At 39.9% G+C, this 11,183-nt stretch carries 7 protein-coding genes and 1 CRISPR repeat array; all 7 genes read left to right on the plus strand.

The annotated features are described in order from the left end of the window. Position 1 precedes the first annotated feature (1 nt). The 7 genes from AC1DP6_RS25700 to cas4 are packed head-to-tail and all read left to right on the plus strand — an operon-like array spanning position 2 to position 6,809. On the plus strand, positions 2-985 hold the full coding sequence (locus tag AC1DP6_RS25700) for a CRISPR-associated protein (protein WP_477057408.1): 984 nt from the start codon (positions 2-4) through the stop codon (positions 983-985). A 6-nt stretch (positions 986-991) separates the two neighbouring features. After that, positions 992-1,801, plus strand: a complete 810-nt coding sequence (gene cas5, locus AC1DP6_RS25705) for a CRISPR-associated protein Cas5 (protein WP_477057409.1) — start codon at positions 992-994, stop codon at positions 1,799-1,801. Further along, a complete protein-coding gene (gene cas3 / locus AC1DP6_RS25710; protein WP_477057410.1) occupies positions 1,794-4,220 on the plus strand; it encodes a CRISPR-associated helicase Cas3' in 2,427 nt (808 codons plus the stop codon). Before cas5 ends, cas3 begins: the two co-directional genes overlap by 8 nt. A gap of 3 nt (positions 4,221-4,223) precedes the next feature. Continuing rightward, positions 4,224-4,889: a CRISPR-associated endonuclease Cas6 gene (locus AC1DP6_RS25715; protein WP_477057411.1), complete on the plus strand. Its 666-nt coding sequence runs from the start codon at positions 4,224-4,226 to the stop codon at positions 4,887-4,889. 18 nt (positions 4,890-4,907) lie between these two features. After that, entirely contained in the window at positions 4,908-5,903 is a 996-nt protein-coding gene (gene cas1 / locus AC1DP6_RS25720) for a CRISPR-associated endonuclease Cas1 (RefSeq protein ID WP_477057412.1), read from the plus strand. 26 nt (positions 5,904-5,929) lie between these two features. Continuing rightward, positions 5,930-6,220, plus strand: coding sequence for a CRISPR-associated endonuclease Cas2 (cas2, locus tag AC1DP6_RS25725; protein ID WP_477057413.1), 291 nt, complete (start codon positions 5,930-5,932; stop codon positions 6,218-6,220). Between the two features lie 16 nt (positions 6,221-6,236). Beyond that, positions 6,237-6,809, plus strand: coding sequence for a CRISPR-associated protein Cas4 (cas4, locus tag AC1DP6_RS25730; protein WP_477057414.1), 573 nt, complete (start codon positions 6,237-6,239; stop codon positions 6,807-6,809). Positions 6,810-7,003: 194 nt separating this feature from the next. Then, positions 7,004-10,928: a CRISPR direct-repeat array (repeat unit 37 nt; unit sequence GTCCAAGACGATGATCCAGCATAAGAAGGATTGAAAC). Positions 10,929-11,183 lie beyond the last annotated feature (255 nt).

Raw genomic sequence — 11,183 nt, forward strand, 5'->3', positions numbered from 1 at the left:
AATGTCCGTCGTAAAAAATAACTCCGATTTTCTGTTCCTCTTTGATGCTACCTTATGTAATCCAAATGGTGATCCAGACCAGGAAAACAAACCCCGAATGGATTATGATACCAAAACAAATCTCGTAACCGATATCAGGCTAAAACGTTCTATCCGCGACTATCTCAAAAATGAAGGGGTGGAGATTTTTGTTGACATGGAAGGTGAAAATAAGGTGAGCCCTGAAACAAAACTGCAGTACGTCATTGAAAAAACATTGAGCAACGAAGCAGATGTTGATCAGATTTTTCAGGAGAACCCTGTCATGAAAACGGCATTCAAAGAGCTCATAAAAGATAAAAAGGAGAAAGAGAGCATCTTTAAAGCCTTGCAACAGGATAAGAAAAACCAGGAGCTGAATATTTATATCCTGGCTCAATTGGTAAAAAACAAATTTGTGGATATCCGGATGTTTGGAAGTGCTTTTGCGGTGGCAGGTTTCTCAAAAGCATATACAGGCGCAATACAGCTCAACTGGGGGTATTCATTGCATGAAGTCGAGTTAGTCGACAGCAATTCTATTGTCACTATTATGAATGACGATAGCAGCACTTTCGGAAAGGATTACCGGCTTTATTATAGCCTCCTGGCATTTAACGGCACTATCAACAAGTATGCCGCACAAACCACTGGTTTAACTGAGGCTGACAGGAATACATTCAGAACGTCAGTTTGGAATGCAGTCTCCGCCAACCCCACCAGGTCAAAGCTCAATCAATATGCAAAGCTGCACCTTGAAATTGTTTATAACGATCATTTCTCCAATGGACACTTTGGTGATCTGAGAAAGTACCTCACTGTTACATCGAAGAAGGAGAATATAAGGGGATTGGAAGATCTTGACATAGATTTCTCGAAACTTAAACAGCTTATAGGCGATAATACAGGAAAGGATAAAGCCATAAAAGAAGTTTATATTAAAAATCATCCCGCCATCAATTACTAGAAATGCATGGAAATACTACAGATTGATATTAAAGGTAAGATGGCACATTTCAGGAAGTATTATGCGAATAATACTTCCCTGTCTTTCACCATTCCTCCCAGAACAACGATTACCGGTATGCTGGCGGCTATGCTAGGCTTACCTAAAGGTGGGTATCATTCCACATTTGCAGCTGACAAAATAAGGATAGGTATTGCCTTACGTACACCAGTCAAGAAAACATTTCACCGGTTAAATTTTCTCCGGGTAGTAAGTTTGGGAAATCTTGAAGCCGACATAGAAAAAGGCAAAGCATTCAGTTCAGATTTCAGAGGGACTTCCGGCCATATCCAAACTCCTTTTGAAATAGTTACCGGGCATCATTTACAACAGGATGAAATTTGTTATCGCATATTCGTATCTGCATTTGATATAGAGAATCCGGTGTTTCGTTTGCTGAAAGAATATGCGCTGAGCAGGCAGGTACATTATACTCTTTCCTTTGGCATAGCAAGCTTCAACGCATATATCAGCGATGCTTATTTATTCAGTGACGAAGCTATCGAACAAAAGCAAGTGACGAACAAACAACTACTATTTGATTCCGCAATTATTTCAGATAAGATCACTTCGCTACAATTTGAAAAAAAGGAAGATAGCAGTTTCGTGGAAGAAGAGCTCATGCCGGCAGACTTTATCGGAGATCATAACAGAGAACTATCTGCGATGAACCGTGTCTTATTTTCGCACAATGCCCTTCCGCTAAAAGTAGTTTACAGCGGTGATTACTTCATACTAGATCGAACTCAAACCATTACTTTTCTGGAAAATGACTAATCCTGTATTTTTTTCTCACTCGAAAAATACGCCYACCGGAAAGCAGGGAACAAAACTGATTCGGGATCATGTGTCGGCTGTTGCCCGCATAGCGCTAAAATCCTTGTATCCCGGGATTGGCTTTAGCTATGACATAACTATCATTGAAAACTTATTGGAAGTAATCTGCCGGCTTCACGACTTAGGAAAGTATACGCCTTTTTTCAACAGTTACCTGATGGGAATTGGCAAGACCAACTATGAACTGAAGCAGCATTCGCGCATTGGGGCATATGTTGTGTATGAAAAATACAAAACTGAAATGCCATTGCTGGCCACCATTGGCTATTTCATTGTAGCTTCTCATCATTCTAATCTTACAGATATAATTGACTGTCTAAAGAAAGAGGATAAAACAAAGGAAACGATTTTTAATACACAGCGTGAAAGTCTGTTGGGATATCTGGATCAGATAGAAAAGGAGCTTTGTTGTGAACACCTATCTGATTTATTGTCATTCCCAGATTTCAGGTCCTGCCGGAACCAACTACGACAACTGATCAAACCTGATCGGGCATCTATTGAAAACTATTATCTGATCAACTATCTTTTTTCTTTGTTGATAGAAGCTGATAAACTGGATGCTTCTGACACCACGGTACATTCAAGATGTCCTATATTGTCTAATAGTGTAGATGAAAGATTATCGGATAGTGCCAATAAATTACGAAACCAGGTTCGAACTACAGTGATATCAAAATTGGAAAGACCGGATATCTTACAACACAAAATATTTACGCTCACTGCCCCGACAGGTGTAGGCAAAACATTAACGGCTTTAGACTTTGCTTTAAAGCTGCGGGAAATCATTTGCAAGAAAGAGGGAAGACTGCCACAGATCATCTATGGCCTGCCATTCATTAACATTATAGAGCAAGCCGTAGAAGAGTATCAGCAAACAATGCCTGGCACCAGGATACTTGCTCACTATCAATATGCAGAGGTATTCAGTCAAGACAGGTTAAAAGATGAGAATACACTGGCGGCCGATTATAATAAAGAGCTGATGCAATTAGACACCTGGCAAAGTGATGTCGTCATTACTTCTTTTGTCCAGTTCTTTCAAACGTTAATTGGCAACCGGAACAAAATACTTAAAAAATTCAATCACCTGGCGGGCGCAATTGTTATACTCGATGAAATCCAAACGCTGTCATTGGATAAAATCCCAATTATTGGTGTTTCTCTTTATTACCTGAGCAAATTTTTGAATACCCGTATACTGCTGATGACAGCGACCCGGCCTCAAATCTTTGAATTGGCATACCAGGAAATTTTATCCCGGGAAAGAATAGATGCGATAGATGAAAAGTTCTTCAACAACGGCAATCCAACCTATCTGGAGCTATTAGACGATCATAAAAACATCTATGAAAGCTATCGGCGTACCTGCATCATTCCACTACTAGATAAGAAGGTGCCTGATGAGTCAGACTTTGTAAATAACTATTTCCAACAACACTGGCAAAACAACCAATCCTGTATTATCGTTGTTAATACCGTTAGTAGGAGTATTGCATTATTTGAAGCATTGCAAAAATACTTATCTGATAATGGCTACACTCATCCGCTCTATTGTCTTTCCACCAACATTGTTCCCAGTCGGCGTTTTGAGGTGATTCAGACAATAAAGTCTGATCTAAAGGCAGGCCTCTCTCCGATCCTGGTATCTACACAAGTAGTAGAGGCTGGTGTTAATCTGGACTTCGATATGGGATTCCGGGACATGGCTCCTATTGACTCGATCATACAGGTGGCTGGTCGGATTAACCGGGAGGCGGATCCATTACATCCTGACAGGGAGCATCTGCCATTGTATGTGGTAGATTTCGGCGATTGTCAGAAAATATATGGGATGATTACTTATACACAGTCCAGCATTGCCTTGGCTGGAAAACAAAAAATACCTGAATCGGCCTACCTCGATCTTGTCAACGATTATTTTAGCAATATATCCAACAAGAAGGATCTTGAATACTCCAGGAACTTGTATCAATCCATGAAAACATTGAACTACGATAATAGTGACGATGCGGTTTCGACCTTTACCATTATTGAGAAGCAGGAACATGCCCGTTCTGTATTTATCGAAGTGGATCAGGAGGCAACGGATGCCCTGACAGCTTTCCTGGAAATGCTGAACTGCGCTGACAAAGAAGGCGCCCAAGAAAAGAAGGTGATATTTGAAACCAGATATAAGAGAATCTTTAATCAGCGAATTATTTCTGTTCCTTTTTGGTATACGGAGCATCTTGATGCCATTCATCCACTTGTCGAAGACATACTGTTGGCAGATAAATCCGGACTCACAGAAGTATATAACAATGAAACCGGATTCATTCGCAAAAAAATAGTTGAAAAGCATACCACACTCTTTTAAATTATGACAGCTCAACTTCATCAAACAATTATCCGCTTCCCGGAAATTAAGATGGCGACTTCACACGCGCCCAAACTGCGGGGATTCTTTGGTAATCTCTTCAAGGAAAAATCACCATTGCTACATAACCATCTCGAATCCGGAGAAGTGTTATATCGATATCCAATGGTACAATATAAAGTACTACAAAATACGCCGGTACTGATGGGTCTTAATGACGGAGCGGATTTGCTCACTGAGCTTTTCCTGAAAATGAGACATATTGAGATTGATGGTCATCACTATCCTATCCTGCAAAAAAATATAGAAAGCAAACAGTTGACAATAGGACTCTCTGATGATCTGCATGCTTATCGCTTTGAAACATTATGGATGTCATTGAATCAGCAGAACTATGCGGATTATCAACAGGAAGATGAAGCACAAAAAGCAAAACATCTGAAATCGTTACTGATAGGTAATATACTGAGTTTTTGCAAGGGGGTTAATTACCAGGTACCAGGTATTATTATGGCCAATTTGAAAATAACAAATCAGAAAGAAATCAAATTCAAGGGCAATAGTATGTTGTCTTTTGAAGGAAATTTTGTTACCAATATGTTGCTCCCTGATGGAATTGGGCTTGGGAAGCAAACTTCCAGGGGGTTCGGGACGGTAGTGAGAAGTTAACGGTTAATAATTAAAATTATGCAAATTTATCTCAATTCTTACGGCACCTATCTACACGTAAAAGATGATATGTTTGAAATAAAGATTCCAAATAAAGATGCGGAACCTACGAAACAACATATTGCGGCGCATAAGATCAGTTCTATTATCATGTCTGTTTCTGCAGCACTCAGCACGGATGCGGTGCGCCTGGCGCTGATAAACAATATAGATATTATCTTCACACAATCTGACGGTCATCCAATGGGCCGTATCTGGCATAGTAAGCTTGGTAGCACCACTCGTATCAGGAAGCGACAGTTGGAAGCCAGTCTCGCTGAAGAAGGGGTAAACTGGACCAAATTGTGGATTGAGCAGAAAATGAACAATCAACTGGAGTTCATTAAAGATTTGAAGAAACACCGGCCGCAAATGGTTGATTATCTCAGTGACAAAATCCAAAGGATAGAACAACTAAACTTGTCGCTAAATTCGTTACAAGCAAATAAAATTGATGAGATTGCAGAAACAATACGTGGCCTGGAGGGTACTGCCGGGAGACTATATTTCGAAACCATTTGCTATGTTTTACCTGAACAGTATCAATTTTCAGGAAGAAGTATGCGTCCGGCAAAAGATGCTTACAATGCATTTTTGAACTATGGCTTTGGTACATTGTACTCCAGGGTAGAAAAATGCCTGATGATTGCCGGACTTGATCCATATGTTGGATTTCTTCACCGTGATGACTATAACCAGAAAAGTATGGTTTTTGACTTCATAGAGCCATACCGGACATTTGTAGAAACGACTGTCTTTCGACTATGTTCTTCAAAAAAAATAAATAAATCTCATACAGACGAGATTACTAACGGAGTGACATTGAATAAGCAAGGAAAGGAATTGCTGATTACTGCACTTAATAATTATATGGATGGAGATCCTATCCGCTATAAAGGCAGAAATCAGACCAGATCCAATGCAATGCAACAAGATGCACATCATTTCGCCAACGATTTAATAAAAAAGGAATAAAATTAGTGCCGTATTAAAAAAACAATATGATAGCGTGGGTACTTTACGATATTGAAAATGATAAAACCCGAAGCAAAGTTGCTAAAATCTGTAAACAAACAGGGCTTTACAGAGTTCAATTCTCTGTCTTCCTTGGTACAATTGACAAAAATCAGAAAGATAGTTTACAATTACAAATAGAAGAGTTGATAGATGCAACCAAAGATTCAATATATATTTTCCCGATGTCAAAGAACGAGCTTCAGGAAACTGTATTATTAGGAAAAGCCTTTGACAAAAGGCTCATAACTGACAAAGTAAAAGCGTTATTCTTATAAAATAGACCTACATGCGATGACATTAACTCCCTCACATATTATAGAGTATCTATACTGTCCGCGATTCACATACTTTGAGTATGTATTAGCAATTCCTCAATATGAAGAAAAGAACTATAAAGTATTACGAGGCAGAGAAGTTCATAATAAGAGATTAGAGGATAACAAGGAATACCTCAGACAAAAAATCGGAGTGACTGAAAGATACAATGATCAATATATTACCAACCATCTACTCCGCGGAAAAATAGACGAAGTGCTAAAGCTGAAAGACGGCAGTATGGCGCCATTGGACTATAAATTTGCTACTTATAATGATCGTGTGTACGATACTTACAAGACACAGATATATTGTTATGCCTGGCTTATTGAAGAAAACTTCGACACCATCGTTCATAAGGGATTTCTAGTCTATACAAGGAGTAAAAATAAACTTATAAAAGTCCCGGTATCTGCTGCTGATAAAGAAAGTGTGAAATTTTGCTCACAGGAAATAAACAAAATTATAACCACGAACTTTTTTCCAAAAGCAACCAAGTTTAAAAGCCGATGCATAACTTGCACTTACCGGAATATTTGCATACAGTAGGATCAGTCCGATCGGCAATTTATTTTCATCAGTAATAAATAGCTGGGTAACTAAATGATAATAAACTGATTATAGTTCCGGAAAAATTGAAAAAACATTGTTTATCGCTCTTTGAAATATGGAAGATTCAAATTATTGGGGAATTAAAAATACACGTAACTTACTTATAATCAATAAATTACCAACACACACGGGTCCAAGACGATGATCCAGCATAAGAAGGATTGAAACTCAGCATCCAGACCTCTTAAAGACATTGAATGTTGAGTCCAAGACGATGATCCAGCATAAGAAGGATTGAAACGGTATATCTGTTACCTGGTAGCCGGTATGATCCTCCGTCCAAGACGATGATCCAGCATAAGAAGGATTGAAACGATTTGAGTCACGCGGGGCTGTTCCCGGCCCTGCTGTCCAAGACGATGATCCAGCATAAGAAGGATTGAAACAATTAATTCAGATGGACAAAAGTAAGAAGCTAACACGTCCAAGACGATGATCCAGCATAAGAAGGATTGAAACGCACTGTATCTACAGGCAATGGGTCGCCTTCCAAATGGTCCAAGACGATGATCCAGCATAAGAAGGATTGAAACTATCCATTTGAGCATTATATATAATTGTAGCGAATCGTCCAAGACGATGATCCAGCATAAGAAGGATTGAAACACTCTTCAATACTTGTATGATGAAAATAGATCCTAAGTCCAAGACGATGATCCAGCATAAGAAGGATTGAAACCATGGAATACATCGAACTCGATGGCTCAACACAAAGTCCAAGACGATGATCCAGCATAAGAAGGATTGAAACCCCGTTCATCTATCGTAATTTTCTCATTGACTATTATGTCCAAGACGATGATCCAGCATAAGAAGGATTGAAACACACCAAAAAAATTAACAATGACCAAACAAGCAATACGTCCAAGACGATGATCCAGCATAAGAAGGATTGAAACCCAACAGATATTATAATCGGTGTATAGGGTAATCATGTCCAAGACGATGATCCAGCATAAGAAGGATTGAAACTCAAAACTGCGCTTAGCATTTATATTCTCCTGGGCGTGTCCAAGACGATGATCCAGCATAAGAAGGATTGAAACGGCTGTTTGAGCCTGACGGCATATGGAATACTGCCAGTCCAAGACGATGATCCAGCATAAGAAGGATTGAAACGTTTGTTGATTAATTATGTACAATTTGTGTATTGATTGTCCAAGACGATGATCCAGCATAAGAAGGATTGAAACTATGTTTCCACATAGCCGAAGCCCCAATACCAATTACGTCCAAGACGATGATCCAGCATAAGAAGGATTGAAACTAGGCTCCAATACATATAGCATTTTTTCTTAYGATAGTCCAAGACGATGATCCAGCATAAGAAGGATTGAAACTATCGCTTGTTAAAAGAAAGATTGTTATTGTGAATAGTCCAAGACGATGATCCAGCATAAGAAGGATTGAAACTTAGGCTTCAGGGGCTCATTGCTATTTTAGGGGCTAGTCCAAGACGATGATCCAGCATAAGAAGGATTGAAACGGTATGACGTGCTTAATTCATTCAAAATACCAAATGTCCAAGACGATGATCCAGCATAAGAAGGATTGAAACAGAATGATCGCTTAGTGAAAAATGGCAGATCATAGTGTCCAAGACGATGATCCAGCATAAGAAGGATTGAAACGCTGTAAGGGGAACAATTTACAATCCCATGACAATAAGTCCAAGACGATGATCCAGCATAAGAAGGATTGAAACTCGCTTTTGCAGCTATTCTTTGGATAGCATGCTACTTTGTCCAAGACGATGATCCAGCATAAGAAGGATTGAAACTCAGAACCAATTATTATAAACCAAGAGCCATGAAAGGTCCAAGACGATGATCCAGCATAAGAAGGATTGAAACGTTTCATCGAAATTGTGAGCATGGCTAAAATACTTTGTCCAAGACGATGATCCAGCATAAGAAGGATTGAAACTAGAAGTATGGCCTGTAATTCCTGAAATGAATATCGTGTCCAAGACGATGATCCAGCATAAGAAGGATTGAAACTGAATCAGGCGCCTTTTTCTGGATCACAAATGAAGGTCCAAGACGATGATCCAGCATAAGAAGGATTGAAACTATGAAGGAGTTGCACACTGTGTAATATCGCTCAGCTGTCCAAGACGATGATCCAGCATAAGAAGGATTGAAACTTGAGTCTGCCTTGACTGCTTCGAGCATCTTTGAGGGTCCAAGACGATGATCCAGCATAAGAAGGATTGAAACCAGCCATGATGAGCATGAGACTAACGTAACTACCGTGTCCAAGACGATGATCCAGCATAAGAAGGATTGAAACGCTCTCGATGGAATGGGCAAAAAGAGAATCCAGGTAGTCCAAGACGATGATCCAGCATAAGAAGGATTGAAACTTGAAAAGGCCAAAACACCAAACCAACTTGATGTTGGTCCAAGACGATGATCCAGCATAAGAAGGATTGAAACCCGGCTCTTGCGATTGTGAATATCTTATTGCCACCAGTCCAAGACGATGATCCAGCATAAGAAGGATTGAAACTAAGAAAAATCTTACTTAATATTGTATTGTCAACGGGTCCAAGACGATGATCCAGCATAAGAAGGATTGAAACTCGGTCTCTGGAATCTTGCCGATGATCTTGGAGTCCTGTCCAAGACGATGATCCAGCATAAGAAGGATTGAAACTTATTTATAGTGATGTAATTGGRATTGATGCAAATTTCGTCCAAGRCGATGATCCAGCATAAGAAGGATTGAAACAGGTTAGATACAACATTACCAACTATTCGCCAGTAGTGTCCAAGACGATGATCCAGCATAAGAAGGATTGAAACTCGGGTATATTTCAACTCCTTGCGAAGTGGATTCAGGTCCAAGACGATGATCCAGCATAAGAAGGATTGAAACAAGAAGGCTAAATTATTGGGCGACAACATGGAGATAGTCCAAGACGATGATCCAGCATAAGAAGGATTGAAACATAACAGAGGCGCGTGAATGGATTGAATCCAGATGCGGTCCAAGACGATGATCCAGCATAAGAAGGATTGAAACAACACCCGATTAGGAGCCGCGAAACACTGCTAACACAGTCCAAGACGATGATCCAGCATAAGAAGGATTGAAACCCGGCAACACACCCAGATGCCTGGATCGGCGTTGATAGTCCAAGACGATGATCCAGCATAAGAAGGATTGAAACGCGTTGTTCCTGAAGGCGCGATACTCTCCCACCTTCGGTCCAAGACGATGATCCAGCATAAGAAGGATTGAAACGACGAGTTCATCGCATATAAGCGCCGGAACGATCCTTGTCCAAGACGATGATCCAGCATAAGAAGGATTGAAACTAAGCCAACTACCGCCTACTTTAGCCCTACAGTGCAGTGTCCAAGACGATGATCCAGCATAAGAAGGATTGAAACTGAGCCYTGGCAACAAGATCACAGTAAAATTGAATTGTCCAAGACGATGATCCAGCATAAGAAGGATTGAAACAAGGCATATTTGAGGAAAGCCGCCATGCCACTTTTGTCCAAGGCGATGATCCAGCATAAAAAGGATTGAAACTTAAAAATCATGATCCCCACCTTTCCAAATGCAGATTGTTTAAGCAGATGAGCCAGTATAAGAAGGATTGAAACACCATTTTTGTGGGTGTGTCTTTCGTTTCAACATAGTTTAAGACGACGATCCAGCATAAGAAGGATTGAAACCTAACCCTAATCGGAAAAACATGAAAAAGAATTATGGTTTAAGACGATGATCCAGCATAAGAAGGATTGAAACAGCCCCCGGTACCAGCGGTTGGCATAGCGCCATTCCAGTCCAAGACGATGATCCAACATAAGAAGGATTGAAACAAGGGATATTGAGCGGCTGATTTTGGAAAATGTACTGTCCAAGATAATGATCCAACATAAGAAGGATTGAAACTGTTTGTTTTTTAGCCAATGGTTGTAGGCAATGATGGTCCAAGATGATGATCCAGCATAAGAAGGATTGAAATAAGGAATTCCAAAACCAGCTAAAGAGTATCAATTGGCGTTTAAGACGATGATCCAGCATAAAAAGGATTGAGACGAATGGCTATCACTGTATAACGAATCCCAATTATTCACACGGGTTCCCATTCGAAAGAAAACGGGCAGCCACCGTTCGGGACTATTTCAGTAAGTGTGTAAGTTTGAAAATCGAGGATGTTAACTATCTAAATTTTYACTCTGCTTCCAAATATAGTTAAGAACTGATTAAGGATCATGCCCCAATTTCTAATGGGCATGGTCCATTTTTTTGAGGACTCTCTCAGCGCCAGGTATACGGATTTCATTACAGCAT

Source organism: Chitinophaga sp. 01L420, from assembly GCF_056399985.1.

What these genes read in the sequence shown, in the direction of transcription:
- AC1DP6_RS25700 (WP_477057408.1), top strand. Translation starts at nt 2, where the DNA reads ATGTCCGTCGTAAAAAATAACTCCGATTTTCTGTTCCTCTTTGATGCT.
- cas5 (WP_477057409.1), top strand. Translation starts at nt 992, where the DNA reads ATGGAAATACTACAGATTGATATTAAAGGTAAGATGGCACATTTCAGG.
- AC1DP6_RS25715 (WP_477057411.1), top strand. Translation starts at nt 4,224, where the DNA reads ATGACAGCTCAACTTCATCAAACAATTATCCGCTTCCCGGAAATTAAG.
- cas1 (WP_477057412.1), top strand. Translation starts at nt 4,908, where the DNA reads ATGCAAATTTATCTCAATTCTTACGGCACCTATCTACACGTAAAAGAT.
- cas2 (WP_477057413.1), top strand. Translation starts at nt 5,930, where the DNA reads ATGATAGCGTGGGTACTTTACGATATTGAAAATGATAAAACCCGAAGC.
- cas4 (WP_477057414.1), top strand. Translation starts at nt 6,237, where the DNA reads ATGACATTAACTCCCTCACATATTATAGAGTATCTATACTGTCCGCGA.